The following is a 21,512-nucleotide window of genomic DNA, read 5'->3' on the forward strand; positions in this document are numbered from 1 at the left end:
GGCCGGGCGTCAGAGGTCGGCCGTGAGGGACAGGCCGATCTCGTCGTCGCTCATCTGCGAGATGAGCTCCAGCAGGCGCCGCTCCACCTCGGCGGCGAGCCGCTCCACGGTGGGGTGCTCGAACAGGTCGCGGACCTGGAGCGGGCAGTCGAAGGCGGTCCGCAGCCGGGAGGCGACCGCGACCGCGCGCAGGGAGTGGCCGCCCAGGGCGAAGAAGTCGTCGTGGACGCCGACCTTCGGCAGGTCGAGCACCTCGCACCAGATCTGCGCCACGACGGTCTCGGCCGGGGTGCGCGGTGCGACGCCGGCCTGCGGCGCGGACGCCTCGGGGTCCGGCAGGGCGGCGGTGTCCAGCTTGCCCTGCACGGTCAGGGGCAGGGCGTCCAGGAGGACGAACGCGGCCGGCACGAGGTAGTGGGGCAGACGGGCCCGGCAGTGCCTGCGCAGGGACTCCTCGGACAGTCCGTCGCCCGCGGCGTAACCGACCAGGGCCGTCTCGCCGCCCAGGGGGCGCACCACGACGGCCGCGCCCCGCACCCCGGGGTGCGCGCGCAGCACCGCTTCGGCCTCACCCGGTTCGACGCGGAAGCCGCGGATCTTGACCTGGTCGTCGTTGCGGCCGAGGAACTCCAGGTTCCCGTCGGGCCGTCGGCGTACGACGTCACCGGTGCGGTAGAGACGGCCGCCGGGCGTGCCGAACGGGTCGGGGACGAACCGCTCGGCGGTCAGGGCCGGCCGTCCGAGGTAGCCGCGGGCCGTCTCCGGTCCGCCGAGGAGGAGTTCCCCGGGCACACCGTCCGGGACGGGTTCGCCGAGCGGGTCGATCACGTAGGCGCGGCGGCTGCCCAGGGGCCGGCCGATGGGCACCCGGCCGTCCGGGGCCGCGGCCACGGTGTGCGCCGTGGCGGAGATCACCGTCTCGGTGGGGCCGTACGTGTTGACCACCGGCACCCCCGGCAGGTGGGCGAACCAGCGCGCCAGGGGGTCGGCGGGCAGCGTCTCCCCTCCGGTCACCAGCAGCCGCAGGGAGGCAAGACGGGGCGCGAGCGCGTCCAGACGGGCCACCAGTTCCGTCCAGTACGAGGGGGTCAGCTCCATGACCGTCACCCGCTCGGCGGCGACGTACGCGGCCAGCTCCTCCGGCGTCCAGATCTCGTCGGGGCGCACCAGCACCGTCGCCCCGGTGCTCAGCGCGGGCAGGATCTGCTCGAGCGAGGCGTCGAAGGACGTGGAGGCGAAGGTGAGCACCCGGTCCCGCGCGGTCAGCCCGAACGTCTCGCGGGCGGTGGCGACATGGGCGTCCAGGGCGTGGTGCTCGACGCCGACGGCCTTGGGGCGGCCGGTGGAGCCGGAGGTGAAGATGACGTAGGCGAGGTCGTCACCGCCGGGGACGTGGCGGGGACCGGCGGGATCGGGGAGGACGTCGCCGACGTCGACGGCACCGGTCCCGAGGGCGGCGGCGCGGTCCCGGGTGCGCGCGTCGCACACCAGGCGCCGTACCGCGGCCTCCTCGCACATGTACCGCAGCCGCTCCTCGGGCAGCCGGGGGTCGAGCGGGACGTAGACGCCGCCCGCCCGCCAGACGGCGAGCATCGCCGCCACGGACCACACGCCGCGGCCGACGCACACGCCCACGGCGTCGCCGGGGACCGTGCCCGCGCGGACCAGGGCCGCGGCCAGCCCGCCGGTGAGGGCGTCCAGGCGGGCGTGGTCCATGACCGTGTCCTCGCAGACGACGGCCGGGGCGTGCGGCGGGCCCGTCACCTCGAACGGAGGCGCGGGCCGCGCGTCCCGTCCGGCGCCGGCGAGGAGGCGCCGCCGCTCGTCCGCCGAGAGCAGGGCGGCCTCGTCGGCGCGCGCGTCCGGGTCGGCCAGCAGGGCCTCGAGGACGCGGCCGACGTGGTGGGCGAACCGGGTCGCGGTGTCCGGGCCGAACAGGTCGGCGGCGTACTCGACGTTGAGCGCGAAACGGTCCGGCCGGATCACGAAGGTGGCGGTCAGGTCGAACTTGGCCGACCCCCAGGGCAGCGCGAAGTCGGCCGTCTCCAGACCGGGCAGGCCGGTGCCGGCCGTGACGGACTCCTGGACGTCGACCATGGCCTGGAACAGCGGGTTGCGGGACAGGTCGCGTTCCGGGCGCAGCCGCTCCACGACCTGCTCGAACGGCACCTCCTGGTGGTCGAAGGCGCCCAGGACGACGTCGCGCACCCGGTCCACGAGGGAACCGAAGGAGGGCCGCCCGGACAGGTCGGTGCGCAGGACGACGGTGTTGACGAAGAAGCCGACCAGCGGCTCCAGTTCGAGCCGTCCGCGTCCGGCGACGGGCGTGCCCACGCAGACGTCGGTCTGTCCCGTCCAGCGGGCCAGCACCGTCTGCGCGGCGGCCACCAGCACCATGAAGCGGGTCGCGCCGCGCTCGCGGGCGAGGGCGTCGACCCGGTCGACGAGCGCGCCGGGCAGGTCGATCTCGACCGCGCCGCCCCGGCCGGTGAAGGCGGCGGGCCTCGGCCGGTCCGTGGGCAGTTCCAGCACGGGGGCGTCCTGGAGGATCCGCTCCCAGTAGGCGAGTTGCGGTTCCAGCGCCCCGCTCTCGGCGCGGTCGCGCTGCCACACGGCGTAGTCGCCGTACTGCACCGGCAGCGGCGCGGGCGAGGCGTGCCCGCCCGCCAGGCGGGCCGCGTAGTGCCGGCCGAGTTCGTCCAGCAGCACGCCCTTGGACCAGCCGTCGGTGACGGCGTGGTGGAAGGCGAGCAGGACCACGTGGTCGTCGGCGGCCAGCTCCCACACGCCGGCCCGCAGCAGCGGCGGCCGTGCCAGATCGAAGCGGCGGGTGGCGTGCGCCGCGGCCAGGCGCCGTACGGCCGCCACCCGGGCCCCCTCGTCCGGCGCCTCGGGCGCCCGCTCCCACAGCAGGGGCACCGCGGCCGGGTCGCAGACCTGCTGCACGGGGCGGCCGTCGGACTCGACGAGGGCCGTACGCAGCACCTCGTGCCGCTCGACGAGGTCGTCCAGGGCCGCCTGCCACGCGGCACGGTCCAGGCCGCCGCGCACCCGCCAGCAGTACCACAGCAGATACGCGTCGCCCCGGTCGGAGGTGCGGTCCAGGAACCACAGGCGTTCCTGCGCGAAGGACAGCGGCAGCGGCCCGCCGCGGTCCACGGGGACGACCTCCGCGGTGGAGCCGGCGCGGGCCGCGGCCACCTTCGGGGCGAACGCGCGGACGGTGGGGTGCTCGAAGAGGGTGCGCAGCTCGATCTCCCGGCCGAGGCGCACGGCGATGCGGGAGACCGCCATGGTGGCGAGCAGGGAGTGGCCGCCGAGGTCGAAGAAGCCGTCGTCGATGCCGATCCGGTCCAGGCCCAGGACGTCGGCCCACACCTCGGCGACGACCCGCTCGGTCTCGTCGCGGGGCGCGGTGTACGCGGGGTCGTCGGCGGACCGGGTGTGCGCGGGGTCGGGCAGGGCGGAGCGGTCGAGCTTGCCGGACACGCCGACCGGGAGGGCGTCCAGGACGACGAACTCGGACGGCACGGCGTAGTGCGGCAGGTGGCGGGCGCACCAGGCGCGCAGTTCCGCCCGGCCGGGGGCGGCGGTCGCGTCCGGGGCGGGCACGACGTAGCCGGTCAGGCTGCGTCCGGTGGCCCGGTCGGGGCGGACGGCGGCGGCGGCGACCGGCGGGCAGGCGCGCAGCACCGTTTCCACCTCGCCCAGTTCGATCCGGAAGCCGCGGATCTTGACCTGGTCGTCGCGGCGGCCGAGGAACTCCAGCTCGCCGCCGGGCGTCCAGCGCACGAGGTCGCCGGTGCGGTAGAGGCGGCCGCCGGGCGGCCCGTAAGGGTCGGGTACGAAGCGCTCGGCGGTGAGCGCGGGGTGCCCGAGGTAACCGCGGGCCACCTCCGTGCCGCCGATGAGGAGCTCGCCTCCGACACCGACCGGCACCGGTTCGCCGTCCGCGTCGACGACGTACACGCGGCGGTCGCCCAGAGGCCTGCCGATGGGCACGGTGTCCCCCGGCGGGCCGTCGGCGTCGTGGGTGGTGGCGGTGACCGTGGTCTCGGTGGGCCCGTACGCGTTGCAGACCCGCACCCCGGGCACGGCGGCGCGCCAGACGGCGAGGGTGTCGGCCGGGACGGCCTCGCCGCCGAGGATCAGCAGCCGCAGGGAGCCCAGGGCGCCGGCCAGCCGCCGGTCGAGACAGAGCGTGAGTTCCGACCAATAGGTGGGCGGCACGTTGACGACGGTGAGTCCGTGCCGCTGGACGATCTCGGGCAGCTGCGTGGGCAGCCAGGGTTCGTCGGGCCGCATGACGACGGTGGCGCCGGAGGTGAGGGCGGGCAGCACCTGGTCCAGGGAGGCGTCGAAGGCGAAGGAGGCGAAGGCCAGCACGCGGTCCGCGGAGGTGATCCCGAAGCGCTGCCGGGCGGCGGCGACGTGCGAGGCGAGGGCGGCGTGTTCGACGCCGACGGCCTTGGGGCGGCCGGTGGAGCCGGAGGTGAAGATGACGTGGGCCAGTTCACGGGGGTGCGGCCGGTGACGGGGAGCGTCCGTGGCCGGGGGGAGCGCGGCGACGTCCACCGCGACCGCCGCGAGCGGTGCGGCGAGGCCAGCGGTGGCGGATTCGGTGACCACGCAGGTGAGCCGCGCCTCCTCGGCCATGTACCGCAGCCGCTCGGCGGGCAGTTCCGGGTCGAGGGGCACGTAGACGCCCCCCGCCCGCCAGACACCCCCGACGGCGGCGACCGACCAGGGGCCGCGGCGCAGGAGCACGCCGACGGGGTCGCCCGCTCCCACCCCGGCGGCGCGCAACGCGGCGGCCAGTGAGCCGGTCATGGTGTCGAGCCCGGCGTAGCTGACGCTGTGCTCGCCGCAGCGCAGCGCGGTGGCGCCGGGATCGCCGCGGAAGGCGATCGGCTCCGCCGGCTCCGCCGGACGGTCGGGTGCGCGGTGCCACTCGGGCCGGGGCCGGCCGCGGCCGGCGGGCCCGTCGGACAGGGCACGCAGCAGGTCCTGCACGGGAGTGTCCGGATCGGCCAGGACCGCCCTGAGCAGGGCCGTGTAGGTGGCGGCGAAGGCCCGCATGGTGGCGGCGTCGAAGAGCGCGGTGGCGTACTGGAGGACGGCGGCGACGCTGCCGTCGGTCCGCAGGGTCAGGTCCAGGAAGACGTCCAGCGGCGTCTCGGCGAGCGGCGGCTCGACCAGCGTCACCTCCAGGCCGGGCATCCGTACCGGCTGGATCGGCGCGTTGAGCAGGGTGAACGAGGCCTGGGCGAGCGGGTGGCGGGACAGGTCCCGGGCGCCGCCGAGGGCACCGACGACGAGGTCGAAGGGGGCCTCGGCGTGGGCGAGGTCCACCGGCACACGACCGCGCGCCCGGTCCAGCAGGGCGCCGAAGCCGGGCCTTCCGGCCAGGTCGGCGCGGAGCACGACGGTGTTGACCAGGGGGCCGATGAGCGTGTCGGCGCCGCGCCGGGCCCGGTCGGCGAGCGTGCTGCACACGGCGACGTCGGTACGGCCCGCCCAGTGTCCGAGGAGCGCCTGGTAGGCGGTGAGCAGAAGGGTGTACCGGGTGACGCGCCGGGAGCGGGCGAGGGCGTCGACCGCGGTGACCAGGCCGGCCGGCAGCTCGAAGCGGACCACGTCGCCGGAGCCGTCCCAGACCCGCGGGCGCGGCCGGTCCGTGGGCAGGTCGAGCGGGGTGAGACCGCGCAGCCGCTCGCGCCAGTGGCCGAGGAGCCGCTCCAGCCGTTCGCCGCGCAGCCGTTCGGACTGGGCGCGGGCGAGGTCGGCGTGGCGCAGGGCGGGCGGCGCCACCGGCTCACCCCGGTAGCCGGCGGCGAGTTCGTCCAGCAGGACGCCCCATGACCAGCCGTCCACGGCGATGTGGTGCACCTCCACGAGCAGCAGGTGCTCGTCGGGGGCGACGCGGGCGAGCACGGCGCGCACCGGGTGCTGTGCCGACAGGTCGACGGGGCGTCCCAGCCGGCGCGCGAACAACTCCTCCGGCCCGTCCGCCTCGACCCGCTCCAGTGCCACGTCCGCGGGCGGGTCGACCACCGGGACCGGTTCCCCGCCGACGGCGCGGAACCGGGTGCGCAGCACCTCGTGCCGCGCCACGATCCCGGACAGCGACCGCTCCAGCCGGTCCGCGTCCAGCGGGCCCCGCAGCCGCAGGACCAGGGGAAGCATGGATCCGGTCGAGGAACCGGCCAACTGGTCCAGGAACCACAGGCGGCGCTGCGCGAAGGATGCCGCGCCGGGGTCGACGTCGTTCGGAGCCTTGTCGTGGGCCGGTCCTGCTGTCACTGTGAGCCTCCAAGCGGTGTTTTGCAGCAGACTGCCGCCGGCGGCCGGGGGCCCATAGGGAAGAAGACGCAGCACCGCGAGCAGAGGTACGGTGACGCCGCCCGGGTGCGTGGCGAGCAGCAGCCGGACCTCCTGGAGCCGGATCCGCTTCCACGTCCCACCCGCACTCGCCGCCGATCTCCCGGCCTGCCGGCCACCTCCAGCGACACCGGCTCCGCCGAGGTCTTCCGGGACGAGGACACCGACTACGCGACCCGCATCCGGACAGTCGGCGGCCGGGCCGGACTCCAGGTCGGGGCAGGGGGTTTCCACGGGTGCGACGCCCTGCACCCGCAGGCGCGGATCCCGGCCGCGTCCCGCCGGCCCGCACCACATGGCTCGCCCGGCTGCCGACCGCCCGAGCCGCGCGGCCGCGGCGACCGCGTGGTCCGGGGGAGCCCTACAGCCGGGGGAGCCCTACAGACGGACGACGATCAGGGCGATGTCGTCGCGTCCGCCGTGGGCCACGCCCAGGCGCGTGAGCAGGGTGTCGGCCAGGTCGTCGGGGTCCATCCGGGCGTGGCGGGCCAGGGTGTCGCTGAGGCGGAGCAACCCCGCGTCGATGTCCTCGCCGCGGCGTTCGACGAGACCGTCCGTGTACAGCACGAGGGTGTCACCCGGCGCGTAGGGCACCGTTGCCTGCGGGCGGGACGTCTCGTCGGTCAGGACCCCCAGGGGCGGGTCGGTGGCCTGGTCGAGCAGGTCGACGGTGCCCTCAAGGCGGCACAGGACCGGCGGGAGATGACCCGCGCAGGTGTAGGTGATGGTGCGGTGGCCGACGTCGACGACGGCCTTCGCCGCGGTCGTCGCCAGGGCGCTCTCGAACGTCCGCGCGTACCCGCTGAGGACGTCCATCGCCCTGCCGGGTTCGGGGACGGCACGGATGGCGGCGGACAGGGCGCTGCGCAGCATGCCCATCACGGCGGCGGCCTCCAGACCGTGGCCGACCACGTCGCCGACCGCGACGGTGAATTGGCCGTCGGGCAGGTCGACCACGTCGTACCAGTCGCCGCAGACGTTGAGGGACCGGGTGGCGGGCATGTAGCGCACGGCGATCTCACGGTGCCCGGCCAGGTCCGGGGAGTGCAGCATGGCCTCCTGCAGGGTGAGGGCGGTCCGGCGCTCCCGGTCATGGGCCTCGCGGAGCTCCTCGTTGAGACGCTGCAGGTCCTGCGCCCGGGTGAACAGCTCGGCCTCCAGCGCCTCCCGTTCCCTGTGCGCGTCCGCCGACTCCGTACCGGGAGGAGGGGAGGGACGGGACGAGCGGGAGGGACGGGCGAGCATGAACTCGGTCATGTCCACCACCCGGTGGATGATCCACCGCACCTCTCCGTCCGGGCCGAGGACGGGTGTGTTGAGGGGGGACCACCACCTGGACCGGAACACCCCGGGCCGCTCCGGAAGAGCGAGGTCGTACCTCTGCACCGCCATCGTGTCCGGCTTCTTCGAGCTCAGGACCCGCTGCAGGGAGGCGGTCAGGTTGGCCACGCCGTCGGCGGCCGGATCCGAGGGATTGTCGGGGTGGGCCTCGAAGAGGAACCGGCCGACGAGGTCCTCCCTCGTCCGGCCCGTCACCTGGAGGTAGGCATCGTTGACCTCGACGACCATCAGGTCGGGGTCCAGCAGCAGCAAAGGGCTGGGCGTCGCGGTGAACACCGCCCGGTAGTCGATCCCCGATGTGCTCACGTGCGCTCTCCCGGTCCGTCGCCTGCTTACTCCCACCTTCGACTATGCGCCCGGTCCCCGGCCCGGCGCGGCCGGAGCGAGGTGAACGGCGGTCCGGGGTGTGCTCAGCCGGTGCTGTTGCGCAGACGTGTGATCGCGGCCTGCAGATCGTCGAAGGCCCGTTGCTCCTGGCGTGGGGAGGTGTGCGCTGCCGGGAAGAGGCTGTCGCGAGCGCCTCGGGCCCGTGCGTAGGCGTCGAAGCGGACGACGACCTCGTCGATCAGGTCCTGCGGCGGGGGAGAGGGCTCAAGGGACTCGTGGTGGGACGGCATGGCGGGTCATTCCGGGTGAGGGGGATACGGCCGTGTGCGCGGGGACACCACGGTGCGGCGTCCCCCCTCGTGCGAGCGGTCCACGAGGGCCTCCGAGGGCTTCCGGGAGGGACGGGACGCCGACCGGGGGTTCCCGGCACACAGCCGCGCACCCTACGCAGGCCGGCCGCCCCACGACGGGTCCGCAGGTCGGCAACCTTCGGGGCCCTCCGACTGCCGGGATCAGGCAGGGTGAGGGCCCCACCCGGCCGGGAACGCCGGGACGCGACCCGAGCGGGAGGCACCTCGCACCGCCCGGCGGCGCGCGGTTCACCGGGATGCGGACGGCCTCGCCCGGACGGCCGTGTCGAGCAGCAGTCGCGCGGCCACCGCCGCCCCGTCGGTGCGGACGGCCCCGGCCACGGCCCGCGCCCGCCTGCGGACCGCGGGATCCAGGGCCGCCGTGAGCGCGGCGGACAGGGAGTCGCGGGTCGGCTCCGGCCCGTGGTGAACCGAGCCGATCCCCAGCCCGGCCACCCGGGCGCCCCAGTACGGCTGGTCCGCGATCCGGGGGACCACCACCTGAGGGGCACCGGCGCGGGCGGCCGCCGTCGTGGTCCCCGCCCCGCCGTGGTGCACGACGGCGGCGACCCGCCGGAACAGTGCCTGCTGGTTCACCTCGCCGGTGACGAAGCAGTCGTCGGCGTCGTCGACCGGGGCCAGGTCCGCCCAGCCGCGGGCGAGGAGTACGCGGCGGCCCTGCGCACGTCCGGCCTCGACGGCCACCCGTGCGATGCCCTCGGGGGCGTGCGCGGCCATGCTGCCGAAGCCCACGTACACCGGCGGTGCGCCGGCCTCCAGGAACGCCTCGAGCTCGTCCGGGAGTGGACGCTCGTCGGGCAGGAACCACGGCCCGGTCTGCACGATGTCGAGGTCCGTCATGCCCTGCGAGGGGCACAGCGTCGCGTCCGCCGCCAGCCACGGCCGGCCGGTGAGCACGTGGTCGCGGACGTTGTCCACGGGCGGCAGGCCGATCGCCGCCCGATGCCTGTTGAGCGCCTCCCCGTACAGCGCGTTCACCCTCAGGGCGTCCTGTTCCCACAGCACCCGGTTGTCGGTCTCGTCCCGCGGGGACGGTGTGCCCGGCCGCGCACCCGGCGCGACGTGCCGCGACGGCAGGCCGACGGTGTGGAAGCACGCGAACACGTACGGGATGCCGAGCTTCTCGGCCACGTCACGGGCGCCGGCCGGCAGCAGACCGGTCGCCAGCAGCGCCCCGCACCCGTCGGCCGCCGCCGCGAGGGTGCCGAACCGCGCGGCGACCAGCTCCGGGGCGAGCCGGAACGCGTCCCGCGCCGTCGGCGGCCTGCCACCGGCCACCACCGAGCGCACCGTCGGGCCGAGCGGCACCAGGGGCACACCCGCACGCGCCAGCAGAGTCACGAACTCCTCGTCCGGTGGCGCGCACACCCGCGCCTCGACGCCGAGCTCCCGCAGCGCCACCGCCAGTCCCGCCAGCGGTTCGACGTCTCCGCGCGATCCCCATGTCGTCAGCAGTACTCGCACTCCGCGTCTCCCGTTCTTGCAGGTCATGGCGTTCGGCCGCCGATTCTGCGGTACGACCCGGGCCTTGCCGCAAGCCCCCCGGTGCGCTATACGTTGAGTGTGGCGAGGAGCGCGGACTCCTTGCCTTTCCTCATGCCGCCCCTCCGCGGACTCCCCGCGCCGGCATCCACGGCGGCGTATCGGCCGGAGGCCACCTTCCCCGGGGCCGGGTCCATCAGGGATCATGAAGCATGCGCTCGGACGGCTGGCACCTCACCGAAGACGTCGAGGAATTCCTCGCCCGGGCCGGGGACTTCCTGCGCTCGCGCCCGGCCATGCACACCATGGCGCTGTCCGTGACCGAGAAGCTGCGCACCCTCACCACGGCCGCAGACGGTGTACCGGCACCGGTCTTCGGCCGGCTGGAGCAGGCCGGCGAGGTCCGCGCCACCTTCTACCGGCTCCCGTCCCGCGGCCTGAGCGTCACTCCGCTCACCCCCGAGCAGGCCGACGGCCTCGCCGCCCACCTGGCGGGCCTCGGGCACTCACTTCCCTACGTCACGGCGGATCACGGCACCGCCACCGCCTTCGCCGAGGCCTGGCGGCGGCACACGGGCGCCACGTCGACGTTCCGCGTCGGGCTCCGACTCCACCGCCTGGGCACGCTCACCCCGCCGGAGCCGGAACCGGCGGGCAGGGGCCGGCTCGTGGGCGAGGGGGAGCGAGAGCACCTCATGCGCTGGTGCCGTGAGTTCGCCGCGGACGTCGGGGAAGCCGTCACCATCGACGCCGGCTCCTGGGCCTCGACACGCTTCGCCGAGAAGAGCTACACGTTCTGGGAGACCCCGGACGGCACGCCCGTCTCCATGGCGGGCGTGAACCCGATGGTCGGGGGCCAGGCCCGGATCGACCCCGTCTACACCCCCGCACACCTGCGCGGCCGCGGCTACGCGGCCGCCGTGACGGTCGAGGTGAGCCGGGCCGCACTGGCCGCGGGAGCCGAGGAGGTCGTGCTCTTCACGAACGCGGCCAACCCCACCAGCAACGCCCTCTACCGGCGCGTCGGTTACGTCCCGATCGCCGACTGGACCGTCCACGACTTCACGTACGCCACCCCTTGAGGCCGGCCCGTCGGACGCCCCGGCCGCGACACCGCCGACCCCGGGCCACCGGCTCCGTGCGGGCACGCCGGATGCCGGCCCAGTGCGAACGGCGGGCCCGGCGGCCCAGGCGGACATGCAGACGCTGACACCGCGTACCGCCCGGCCGCCGGTGGAGGACGGGCCGGCGCCGGGCCGCAGGCTGCCGACGCGTCGGCTCTACGACGACTCGCGCACGACCAGCTCCGTAGGCAGCGTCAACTGCTGCCGGGGCGCGCCGTTCAGGGTGATGCCGGTGAGGATCCGGGCCATCGTGCGGCCCAGTTCCTCCACCGGCTGACGCACCGTCGTCAGTGGCGGATTGGTGTGGCGCGCGAGAACGGAGTCCTCGAACCCGACCACCGCGACATCACCGGGTACTCGCCGCTTCCGCTGGCGCAACTCGGCCAGCGCGCCGACCGCCATGAGGTCGGAGGCGGCGAAGACGGCGTCCAGGTCCGGTGCGCGTTCAAGAAGCGAACGCATGGCGCGGCTGCCGCTTTCCTCCGTGAAGTCGCCTGCCTCCACCAGCAGTTCGGCGGCCGGCACACCCGCCTCCTCATGGGCGGCGCGCCATCCGGCGAGCCGGCTGCGGCCGACGTCCATGTCCTGCGGACCGGTGATCGTGGCGATCCTCTTCCTGCCGCGGTCCAGCAGGTGCCGGACCGCCTGGGCGGCCCCTCCGGCGTTGTCGGAGTTGACGTAGCTCAGCTGCTCGCCCGCGTCACGGCGGCCGGCGAGCACGGTGGGCAGGCCCATCTCCTCCAGCATGCCGGGCAGCCGGTCCTCGGCGTGGACGGAGACCAGCAGGACGCCGTCCACGCGGCGCGTCGCCACCGATTCGGTGAGCTGGTCCCGCTCGGCCTGGTCCCGCACCAGCATGAGCTGCAGCTGCGTCCGGCTCTCGGCGAGAGCGCCGCTGACACCGCGGATCAGCGCGGCGAAGAACGGCTCCGAACCGAGCCTGCTCTCCGATTCCGGGATCACCAGGGCCACGGCGTTGGTGCGGTTGGTCACCAGACCGCGGGCGACCGAGTTGGGGACGTAGTTCAGTTCCTTGATCGCGGCCAGGACCCTGGCCCGCGCGTCGGCACTGACGAGTTCGGAACCGTTGACGACGCGGGAGACCGTGGTGCGGCCCACCCCGGCGCGGGCGGCGACCGTTTTGATCGTGGGACGGCGGTTGCCGCTCATGTACTCCCCCCTCGGCGGCCGCGGCGGCGTTGTCCGCCGCGGAGATGACCAGCGGCAATTCTTGCAGACGCCGTCGGCGGCACCGCACCGCCGCGGGACGGGCCACCGGGCGCCGTGCTCGGTTCGTGATGACGAGTTGTTTTCAAGTTATTGACAGATCCGTCCATGAGCCAGGAGTCTTCGAGGCGCGGTGGGAACGTGCCCACCCTTGAGTGGGCACGTTCCCACTTCTATCAGAGCCGCTGTAGTCATCGCAGAACTCGTCACTTCGATGTGTCAGCGCCGTCGCTAGGAGGAGATCCATGGGCACTCTCGGTTCGTTGCGCACGAGGGCGGTGGCGACAGCCGCGGCCGTCGGTGCGCTGGCGCTGGTCGCCGGTTGCGGCGGTGGCGGTGATTCGGCCACCGGCGGTGGCAAGAAGGACGGCAAGGTCACCATCACGATGGGCCTGTTCGGCGTGATGGGCATCAAGGAGACGGGACTCCTCGAGCAGTACGAGAAGGAGAACCCCGACGTCGACATCAAGGCGGAGATCGCCGGTGACGAGCAGACGTACTACACCGCGCTGCAGACCAGGCTCGCCGCCGGCAACGGTCTGAAGGACATCCAGGGCATCGAGATCGGCCGGGCCAAGGAGATCACCGAGACCCAGTCGGACAAGTTCGCGGACTTCGCCGGCACGGCGGGCACCGACCACTTCCTGCCCTGGAAGCAGTCCCAGGTCAGCACCGCCGACGGCAAGGTGCTGGGCCTGGGCACCGACATCGGCCCGATGGCCGTCTGCTACCGCAAGGACTACTTCGAGAAGGCCGGCCTGCCCACCGACCGCGACGAGGTCGGGAAGCTGTGGGAGGGCGACTGGAGCAAGTACGTCGAGGTGGGCCGCTCCTTCAAGAAGGACTTCAAGGGCGGTGACGTGGCGTACATGGACTCGGCCAGCGGCCTGTTCAACGCCATGGTCTACGGCCACTCCGAGCAGTACTACGACGAGAAGGGCGAGCTGATCCACGACGAGAACCCGGTCGTCAAGGAGGCCTGGGGGCTGTCGTCGGACGCGGCGGAGGAGGGTCTGACGGCCAAGCTGCGCCAGTTCCAGCCGGGCTGGGACCCGGGCCTGGCCAACGGCACGTTCGCGACCGCCGTGTGCCCGGCCTGGATGCTCAGCCACATCAGCGAGAAGGCCGGCGACGCGAACAAGGGCAAGTGGGACGTCGCCAGGGCACCCAAGGGAGCCAACTGGGGCGGTTCCTTCCTCGGCGTGATCGAGAAGAGCCCGGTGAAGGAGGAGGCGCAGAAGCTGGTCGCCTGGCTGACCGCGCCGGAGCAGCAGGCCCACATCTTCAAGGAGATCGGCAACATCCCCTCCTCCGAGAAGGCGCTGGAGTCCCCCGACGTGAAGGGCGCCAAGTCGGAGTACTTCAGCGACGCGCCGATCGGCGAGATCTTCGGTGCCGCCGCGAAGGAGATCCCGGACAAGCAGGTCCTCGGCCGCAAGGACGGCACGATCAAGGACACCTTCTCGCAGGGCCTGGCGCTGGTCGAGCAGGGCACCGCTCGTGACAAGGCGTGGAGCACCACCATGGAGCGCATCGAGAAGGCCGTCGGCTGACCCTGCCGTCCCCGCGGTCGTCCCGGGCCCGCCCGCAGTCCGCCGACGGGCCCGGCCCGGCTCACACATCCGCTCTCAGGAAGGAAGTCCGGTGGCCACCTCCACCACCAAGGCCCTGGCCGGCGAGGAACCGCCAGGCATGCCCCGCAGGAGCGGAGACGAGGGAACAGCCCGACGGCGCGGCGCGCTGCTGCACCGTCTGGACGTCAAGGGCGCGCCGTTCGCCTTCATCGCGCCGTTCTTCATCGTCTTCGCCGCGTTCAGCTTCTACCCCCTCGTCTACACCTCGTGGATCTCCCTGCACGACGTGGAACTGGCCACCCTCGACGTCATGGAGTGGGTGGCGTTCGACAACTACGTCGAGCTCTGGGGCGACTCGCGGTTCTGGAACGCGCTGCGGAACACCGTCACCATCGGCGTCATCTCCACGGTGCCTCAGCTGCTCATGGCCCTCGGCCTGGCGCACCTGCTCAACTACCGTATGCGCGCCTCGCTGTTCTTCCGCGTCGCCTCGCTGGTCCCGTACGCCACCTCGGTCGCCGCCGCCGCGCTCGTCTTCACCATGATCTTCGAGCGTGACTTCGGCATGATCAACTGGGCGCTCGGCGCCGTCGGCATCGACCCGGTGGACTGGGAGGCCGACAAGTGGCCCGCCCAGGTCGCGATCTCCACCATCGTCATCTGGCGCTGGACCGGCTACAACGCCCTGCTCTACCTGGCCGCCATGCAGGCCATCCCCGCCGACCGGTACGAGGCGGCCTCCCTCGACGGGGCCTCCCGGTGGAAGCAGTTCACCCACGTCACCGTCCCGGGGATCCGTTCCACCATCGTCTTCACCATCGTGCTCTCCACGATCGGCGCCACCCAGCTGTTCGGCGAACCGCTGATCTTCGGCCAGGGGCCCAACGGCATCACCGGCGGCGCGGACAACCAGTACCAGACGCTGGGCCTGCTGCTGTACGAGGAGGGCTGGAAGAACTACCAGATGGGCCGCTCGGCCACCGTCGCCTGGGCGATGTTCCTGCTGCTCGTCCTCGCCTTCGTGGCGCAGCGCGTGATCAAGCGGCTGCGTTCCCGTACGTCCTGACCTGGAGTCGTCATGACCATCCACAGCCTCCCGGTCCGGACGGACGCCCCGGACCGCACACCCGCCCGGAAGCCGGCCGGCCGCCGGCTGCTGCGCCAGCGCGCCGGCCGCCAGCACCACGCCGGCCCGCTCGCCTACGTCCTGCTCGTGATCATGGCGGTGCTGTCCATCTTCCCGCTGTACTGGACGATGGTGGCGGCCTCCACCGACAACACGCGTGTCAGCCAGACACCACCGCCCTTCCTGCCCGGCCCGAACCTGTTCAGCAACCTCGCCCGTGCCTGGGACGAGGCGGCCATGGGCAAGGCCATGATCAACAGTCTGATCGTGGCCGGGGTGATCGCCCTGTCCACGGTGATGTTCGCGACGCTCGCCGGATTCGCCTTCGCCAAACTCCGGTTCAAGGGCCGTAACGCGCTGCTCATGCTGGTGATCGGCACCATGCTGGTGCCGCCACAGCTCGGCGTCGTACCGCTGTTCATGATGATGTCCGAACTGGGCTGGTCGCAGCAGCTGCCCGCCGTCATCTTCCCCACGCTGGTGAGCGCGGTCGGCGTGTTCTTCATGCGGCAGTACCTGTCCGAGGCGCTGCCGGACGAACTCGTCGAGGCGGGACGGGTGGACGGGGCGCACTCGCTGCGCATCTTCTGGAGCATCGTGCTGCCCGTCGCGCGGCCCGCCATGGCGGTCCTGTTCATGATCACGTTCGTGCACGCGTGGAACGACTTCTTCTGGCCGTTCGTGGTGCTCGACATGACCAACCCGACGGTCCCCGTCGCCCTCACCCAGCTCAGCGCGGGGTATGTCCGCGACCAGTCGCTGATCATGGCGGGCGCGCTGCTCGGCACGCTGCCGCTGCTGGCGATGTTCGTCGTCTTCGGCCGCCAGATCGTCAGCGGCATCATGGCCGGCGCCGTCAAGGGCTGACCCGCCGCGCCCGGCCCCGCACACCGGCCCCCACCAGGCACGTGCCTGCGAATTCCCTTACTCCGAAAGGACTTACGTGGTCACCGCACAGCAGACCGCGTCCGCCCCGGACGCCGCCCGTACCTTCCCCAAGGGCTTCCTCTGGGGCTCTGCCACCGCCTCCTACCAGATCGAGGGAGCCGCCACCGAGGACGGCCGCACGCCGTCCATCTGGGACACCTACGCCCGCACCCCCGGCCGGGTCCGCAACGGCGACACCGGTGACATCGCCACCGACCACTACCACCGCTGGCGCGAGGACGTCGCCCTCATGGCCGAACTCGGCCTGGGCGCCTACCGCTTCTCGCTGGCCTGGCCCCGGATCCAGCCCACCGGCCGCGGCCCCGCGGTCCAGAAGGGCCTGGACTTCTACCGGCGCCTGGCCGACGAGCTGCTGGACAAGGGCATCCAGCCCGTCGCCACCCTCTACCACTGGGACCTGCCCCAGGAGCTGGAGGACGCCGGAGGCTGGCCCGAGCGCGCGACGGCCGAGCGGTTCGCCGAGTACGCGGCCCTCGCCGCGGACGCCCTGGGCGACCGGGTACGGACCTGGACCACGCTCAACGAGCCCTGGTGCAGCGCCTTCCTCGGCTACGGCTCCGGGGTGCACGCCCCCGGCCGCACCGACCCGGTCGCCGCCCTGCGCGCCGCCCACCACCTCAATCTGGGCCACGGCCTGGCCGTCCAGGCACTGCGCGACCGCCTCCCCGCGGCCGCCCAGTGCTCGGTCACCCTCAACATCCACCACGTCCGCCCGCTCACCGGCACCGACGCCGACACGGACGCGGCCCGCCGGATCGACGCCCTCGCCAACCGGGTCTTCACCGGCCCGATGCTGCGGGGCGCCTACCCGGAGGACCTGCTCAAGGACACCGCCGAGCTGACCGACTGGTCCTTCGTACGCGACGGCGACCTCACGCGAATCCACCAGCCGCTGGACTTCCTCGGCGTCAACTACTACACGCCCACCCTCGTCTCCGAGGCCGACGGCGGCGGCACCCACACCTCCGACGGGCACGGCAGGAGTGCCCACAGCCCCTGGCCGGGCGCCGACCGGGTCGCCTTCCACCAGCCGCCCGGCGAGACCACCGCCATGGGCTGGGCCGTCGACCCCACCGGCCTGTACGACCTGCTGCGCCGGCTGTCCTCCGACTTCCCGAGGCTGCCGCTGGTCATCACCGAGAACGGCGCGGCGTTCGACGACTACGCCGACCCCGCCGGCCGGGTCAACGACCCCGCCCGGATCGCCTACGTGCGCGACCACCTGGCCGCCGTGCACCGGGCCATCGTGGACGGCGCGGACGTGCGCGGGTACTTCCTGTGGTCGCTGCTGGACAACTTCGAGTGGGCGCACGGCTACAGCAAGCGCTTCGGCACCGTCTACGTCGACTACCCGACCGGCACGCGCATCCCCAAGGCCAGCGCGCGCTGGTACTCCGAGGTGGCCCGGAGCGGGGTCCTGCCCGGCGCCTGACCGGCGCCGCCCCACGAGCCCGCCTCCGCTCCGCGTACGCGCGGGACGCGGAGGCGGGCTCCTTTCCGGCATCCGGTCCGCCCGCACGGAGACCCGGCGGGCCGGGTCATGGACCGTGCGGAGAGACGAGGCGGCGCCGACGCGGGTTGCAAAGAGAAGGCAAACCGCGCCGGCGCCGGGGACGGACTCAGTCGAGGATCGCGGTCGCCTCCACCTCGACCAGGACATCGGGCTCGAAGAGATGGTCGACCCCGATCAGCGAGGAGGGCGGAAGAGGCACCGTCAGCCCGATCTCCTCCGCCACCTGCCCGACCCCCGCCATGAACGCGTCGATCTTCTCGGGGGCCCAGTGGGTGACGTAGAACGTCAGCCGCAGGACGTCGTCGAACGACGCACCCGCCCCCGCGAGGCCCTTCGCGGTGTTCCGCAGTGCGTGGGCGACCTGCCCGGCGAGGTCGCCCGGGGCGACGGGAGACCCGTCCGCCGACCGGGCGACCTGGCCGCTGACATGCACGTGGCGCGTGCCGGTGCCCACGGCGACATGCTCGTACGGGGTGGGCTGCATCATGCCTTCGGGTGTGAAACGACGGACGGACATGGAGGTCTCCTCACTTCGACCAAAGCGGTATACCTTTGCTACCTGGTAGACGAAGGACACTTCAAGGAGACCAGGTATCGTGCCGGGTACTACGGACAGCCGCGACGGCGAGCTCAGGATCGAGCACCCCCACCGGGAGTTCCTCGACCAGGTGCTGGACAAGTGGTCGCTGAGCGTCCTCAACGAACTCTGCGAACGGCCCTGCCGCTTCAACGACCTGCGCCGCGCGATCCCCGCGGTGACCCAGAAGTCGCTCACCGCGACGCTGCGCCGGCTCGAACGCAACGGCATCGTGGAGCGTGTGCTCCTCAGTTCCCGCCCCGTCGCCGTCGAGTACCGGATCACCCCCCTGGGCAAGACCATGCGGCAGCCGGTCGAGGTGCTCCTGGAGTGGGTCGCGACCCACATGCCCGAGGTGGAACGCGCGCGTCGCGCCTTCGACCTCGCATGAGCGCGCGTACGCACGCCGCCCCGCCCCGGTCGCGCGTCCCGGCGGACCGTCAGGCCGCGGCGGACGTAGGCCACCTCGAGCCGGGCCAACTCGGCGAGGAGCGTGGCGTACCGCTCGGGCACGTCGGTCTCCCGCGTTCCCCGGAAAGGTCCTGCCCGGAGACGGGCGGATGCCGGTCCTGTCCGCGCCGATGGCCTCGACCGTGGCGGACACCGCCTCGACCGCGAACCGGACCCGGCCCGCCGGGGAGCCTCCGCAGCGGTCCGTGCGCAGGTCGGCGTCGGACGACAGGAACTGCGCGATGAGGTGGCCGTTGGCGCCGTGCGGTTCGATGCCGTCGAAGCCGGCGTCGACGGCACGGCGCGCGGCGTCAGTGTACGACCGGGCGTGCCCGGGCACTTCGGCCGTGTCCAGGGCGCGCGGTTTCGGCGCGGGCCGCGGCCGGACGGGGTGAAGACGTCACCGGCACCGGTGCCGCCCGGTGACCGCGCCGAACCGCTCCGCATCCTGCGGAGGTCCGTCTACCGGGCAGACCCGTCCGCCTCTTCCAGTTCCCGCAGGAGCCCGCGTTCGGCCGGCGTGAACTGAGGGCGGTCGGGCCGGGGACGCAGCGGCCCGACGAGGGCCGTCAGCAACACGCCGGGCCTGACCAGCGAGGTGGGCGCGGCCTGGAGGGCCAGGACGTCGGTCAGGGCCGTGGCGGCGTGGAACGAGCCCGTCGCGGTGCGTGACAGACGGCTGACGTAGCGGTGCAGCAGACGATCGGCGACGGTCGGGGTCCTGCCCGTGGTCGTCGGGAAGTGGATGTCCGTTCCCACCGCCAGGGTCCACGCGGTGTCGACGCACGTGCCGATGGCGCGCTGAGCGCGGCGGGCGAGGCCCGGGGCCGGGCCCGCCGCGTACACGTCGCGCAGTGCGACGGCACCCTGGGCGGCTGCCGACATGCCCTGTCCGTAGAGCGGGTTGAAGGCCGCGACGGAGTCCCCCAGCACCACCAGGCCCTCCGGCCACGGGGTCAGCCGCTCGTAGTGGTGACGCCGGTTGGCGGTGCTGTGCGTGACGCTGACGTCGGTGAGCGGTTCGGCGTGCTTGAGGAGATCCGCCATGACGGGGTGGCGCAGCGTGCGCGCATAGGCCTCGAAGGCGTCCGGGTCACCGGTGGGATGAGCGCCCGGGGCGCCCATCAGGCTGACGTGCCAGCGGTCCCCTTCGACCGGCAGGATCCCCCCGGCGTTGGCCGGCCGGGGCAGGCGCGGGTCGGCCTGCACTCCGACGACCGGCCAGTCGGCGGTCGGGACCGGGGCACGGAAGAAGCGACTGGCATAGGCGAGACCGGAGTCGACGTGGTCTTCCGTGAGACCGGTGATCCCCAACTCCGCGAGCCACTGCGGCATGCGGGAGGCACGGCCGGACGCGTCGACGACGAGGTCCGCACGCAGTTCCCTCTCCGTACCGTCAACGCCGCGCACCCGCACGCCCGTGACGCGTCGGCGGCCGCCGAGGAGGGCGACGGCCCTGGTGTGGGTGCGCACGCCGACCCGGTGGTCCTTGAGGACCTGTCCGCGGACGACGGAGTCGGTCAGGTCCCGGCTCGCCGTGATCACGTAGTGGGTGGCGCGTTTCCAGCGGCGGTACCAGCCCTCGGGCGAGTAGATGACCATGTTGCTGGTCACCGGTACGCGATGGGCGCCCGCGGCCAGGAGCAGGCCGGTCGTGCCGGGCAGCAGCGTCTCGATGGCCTCGGCACCACCGGACTGCAGGAAGTGGATGTGCACGGCCTGGGGTACCCCGGTGCGCGGCCCGGGGCCCTCGGGCAGTTCGTGGGCCTCGACGATCTCGACGGAGTCGACGTGCTCCTTGACGGCCGCCGCGGCGAGCATTCCGGCGATGCTGCCCCCGATGACGACGGCACGGACGGGAGCGCGGCGCGGGGATTCACTCATGGTGGGCTGCTTTCTGCGGGGGCGCACAGTGGTCACGCAGGTCATGGACGACGGACGAGGCGAGCGACCGGGACAGAGCGGTCAGATCCCGGGTCCAAGGGGCCGCCGTCCCCGTCGGCGGGGCCGGCCGCCCGGGCCCGGCGCGTTGCCTCTCACGGGCGACGAGGACCATCGCCGCATCCGCGACGACCGCCGCCCGGGCCTCGTCGTCCCCGTTGCGCAGTGCCGTGCGGAGTGCCGCCTCGCGCACAGCGGGGTCGTAGTGCGGCGTCAGGGCGAGGAGGGCGTCGTACAGAGCCGTTCTCCGTCCGGTCAGCAGCACCGCGGGGGGCGTGCGCCACCAGGGCAGGGGAGCACGGATCGCACCGGGCGTGGGGACGTCATCGAGGACCCGCCAGAGTGGCGCCAGTCGCCACAGTTCCCGCACGGCACGCGCGGTCTGCGCCACGCGCGGCCCGGCGAGCGGGACGAAGAAGCCGAGGGCACCGAGAACGCACGCGGGTGCGGAGAGCAGGGGAGAGACCCGGTCCACCAGGAAGTCCAGGTCGTGGCCGGTCCACCGGGCGGTGACCGCGGTCAGTCTCAGCATCACGTAGCACACGATGAGGAGGTAGGCGGGAGCGAGGATGCGCAGGCCCACCCGTAAGGAACCGCGGACCTCCCCGGACCAGCGCAGGCACAGTGCGCTCGCGATCGCCATGGCCACTCCCTGCGCGACCAGGTAGGTGACGATCATCTCCCGGATGAAGGGCGTGGTGGCGTAGTGGGCGTCGAACAGCGTGGGCTGCTCCGTGGGTGTCGTCCCGGCCCAGAACAGGACGGCGATGGCGAGGATCGCGAGCCCGTAGACCGTCACGCAGAGACGGGACACCCGCCGGGTCCGCTCGGGGGGCGCCGGCCTCCAGTTCACCATCAGCAGCAGGCTCGCACCGGAGAAGGCGGTCGTCGTCGCGTAGACGACGGGTGCGGCGAAGTTGGTGATCCCGGTGAGCCGGTTGAGGGCGGTGATGGACGCGGGTGCGGCGAAGAGCATCAGGCAGCCGGCGGCGAACAACAGGAGGCAGGCGGCGCGCAACAGTGTGTCGTGGCGTCTTCGGAGCATGGCGGGGAACTTCATGGCACAGACGAGCAGGAGCATGATCCCGTAGACGTAGAACCCGACGCTGCTCGGCTCGGCCGTCATGCGA

At 73.2% G+C, this 21,512-nt stretch carries 14 protein-coding genes and 2 pseudogenes; 7 read left to right on the forward strand and 9 right to left on the reverse strand.

Annotated elements, in window-relative coordinates:
• Positions 1-9: 9 nt before the first annotated feature.
• Entirely contained in the window at positions 10-6,303 is a 6,294-nt protein-coding gene (locus F1615_RS29120; RefSeq protein ID WP_149552040.1) for a non-ribosomal peptide synthetase, read from the reverse strand.
• Positions 6,304-6,454: 151 nt separating this feature from the next.
• On the opposite strand from F1615_RS29120, the pseudogene F1615_RS37185 reads away from it, so the two are divergent.
• Positions 6,455-6,692 (forward strand): annotated as a pseudogene (locus F1615_RS37185) (alpha/beta hydrolase); the annotation flags it as partial.
• Between the two features lie 67 nt (positions 6,693-6,759).
• Here the strand turns inward: F1615_RS37185 and F1615_RS29130 are convergent.
• The 3 genes from F1615_RS29130 to F1615_RS29140 form a co-directional block, all read right to left on the reverse strand.
• A complete protein-coding gene (locus F1615_RS29130; RefSeq protein ID WP_149552041.1) occupies positions 6,760-8,028 on the reverse strand; it encodes a PP2C family protein-serine/threonine phosphatase in 1,269 nt (422 codons plus the stop codon).
• A 104-nt stretch (positions 8,029-8,132) separates the two neighbouring features.
• Positions 8,133-8,339 (reverse strand): hypothetical protein, encoded by a 207-nt coding sequence (locus F1615_RS29135; protein ID WP_149552042.1) that lies wholly within the window; start codon positions 8,337-8,339, stop codon positions 8,133-8,135.
• 309 nt (positions 8,340-8,648) lie between these two features.
• Entirely contained in the window at positions 8,649-9,884 is a 1,236-nt protein-coding gene (locus F1615_RS29140) for a glycosyltransferase (RefSeq protein WP_149552043.1), read from the reverse strand.
• A 230-nt stretch (positions 9,885-10,114) separates the two neighbouring features.
• Between F1615_RS29140 and F1615_RS29145 the strand changes: the two genes are divergently transcribed.
• Positions 10,115-10,984: a GNAT family N-acetyltransferase gene (locus F1615_RS29145; RefSeq protein WP_149552044.1), complete on the forward strand. Its 870-nt coding sequence runs from the start codon at positions 10,115-10,117 to the stop codon at positions 10,982-10,984.
• A 198-nt stretch (positions 10,985-11,182) separates the two neighbouring features.
• Here F1615_RS29145 and F1615_RS29150 read toward each other — a convergent pair whose 3' ends face one another.
• On the reverse strand, positions 11,183-12,196 hold the full coding sequence (locus F1615_RS29150) for a LacI family DNA-binding transcriptional regulator (protein WP_149552045.1): 1,014 nt from the start codon (positions 12,194-12,196) through the stop codon (positions 11,183-11,185).
• Between the two features lie 302 nt (positions 12,197-12,498).
• On the opposite strand from F1615_RS29150, the gene F1615_RS29155 reads away from it, so the two are divergent.
• From F1615_RS29155 to F1615_RS29170, 4 genes are all read left to right on the forward strand, one after another.
• Complete coding sequence (locus F1615_RS29155) at positions 12,499-13,806, forward strand: ABC transporter substrate-binding protein (RefSeq protein WP_149552046.1); 1,308 nt, start codon at positions 12,499-12,501, stop codon at positions 13,804-13,806.
• 91 nt (positions 13,807-13,897) lie between these two features.
• Entirely contained in the window at positions 13,898-14,893 is a 996-nt protein-coding gene (locus F1615_RS29160; RefSeq protein ID WP_149552047.1) for a carbohydrate ABC transporter permease, read from the forward strand.
• 12 nt (positions 14,894-14,905) lie between these two features.
• Positions 14,906-15,820 carry a carbohydrate ABC transporter permease gene (locus F1615_RS29165; protein ID WP_149552048.1) on the forward strand — a complete coding sequence of 305 codons (915 nt, stop codon included), beginning with the start codon at positions 14,906-14,908 and terminating at the stop codon, positions 15,818-15,820.
• Positions 15,821-15,896: 76 nt separating this feature from the next.
• Positions 15,897-17,333: a GH1 family beta-glucosidase gene (locus F1615_RS29170; protein WP_149552049.1), complete on the forward strand. Its 1,437-nt coding sequence runs from the start codon at positions 15,897-15,899 to the stop codon at positions 17,331-17,333.
• 187 nt (positions 17,334-17,520) lie between these two features.
• Here F1615_RS29170 and F1615_RS29175 read toward each other — a convergent pair whose 3' ends face one another.
• Positions 17,521-17,931 (reverse strand): RidA family protein, encoded by a 411-nt coding sequence (locus F1615_RS29175; RefSeq protein WP_149552050.1) that lies wholly within the window; start codon positions 17,929-17,931, stop codon positions 17,521-17,523.
• A 79-nt stretch (positions 17,932-18,010) separates the two neighbouring features.
• On the opposite strand from F1615_RS29175, the gene F1615_RS29180 reads away from it, so the two are divergent.
• Positions 18,011-18,382: a winged helix-turn-helix transcriptional regulator gene (locus F1615_RS29180; protein WP_149552051.1), complete on the forward strand. Its 372-nt coding sequence runs from the start codon at positions 18,011-18,013 to the stop codon at positions 18,380-18,382.
• Positions 18,383-18,444: 62 nt separating this feature from the next.
• Here F1615_RS29180 and F1615_RS29185 read toward each other — a convergent pair.
• From F1615_RS29185 to F1615_RS29195, 3 genes and pseudogenes are all read right to left on the reverse strand, one after another.
• Positions 18,445-18,888: pseudogene (locus F1615_RS29185) on the reverse strand (alkene reductase); the annotation flags it as partial.
• Between the two features lie 15 nt (positions 18,889-18,903).
• On the reverse strand, positions 18,904-20,325 hold the full coding sequence (locus F1615_RS29190; protein ID WP_149552052.1) for an NAD(P)/FAD-dependent oxidoreductase: 1,422 nt from the start codon (positions 20,323-20,325) through the stop codon (positions 18,904-18,906).
• Positions 20,318-21,508 (reverse strand): MAB_1171c family putative transporter, encoded by a 1,191-nt coding sequence (locus tag F1615_RS29195; RefSeq protein ID WP_149552053.1) that lies wholly within the window; start codon positions 21,506-21,508, stop codon positions 20,318-20,320. The genes F1615_RS29190 and F1615_RS29195 overlap by 8 nt, the downstream gene beginning before the upstream one ends.
• Positions 21,509-21,512 lie beyond the last annotated feature (4 nt).

The sequence above is a fragment of the Streptomyces marokkonensis genome, assembly GCF_008312835.1.
Lineage (GTDB): Bacteria > Actinomycetota > Actinomycetes > Streptomycetales > Streptomycetaceae > Streptomyces > Streptomyces marokkonensis_A.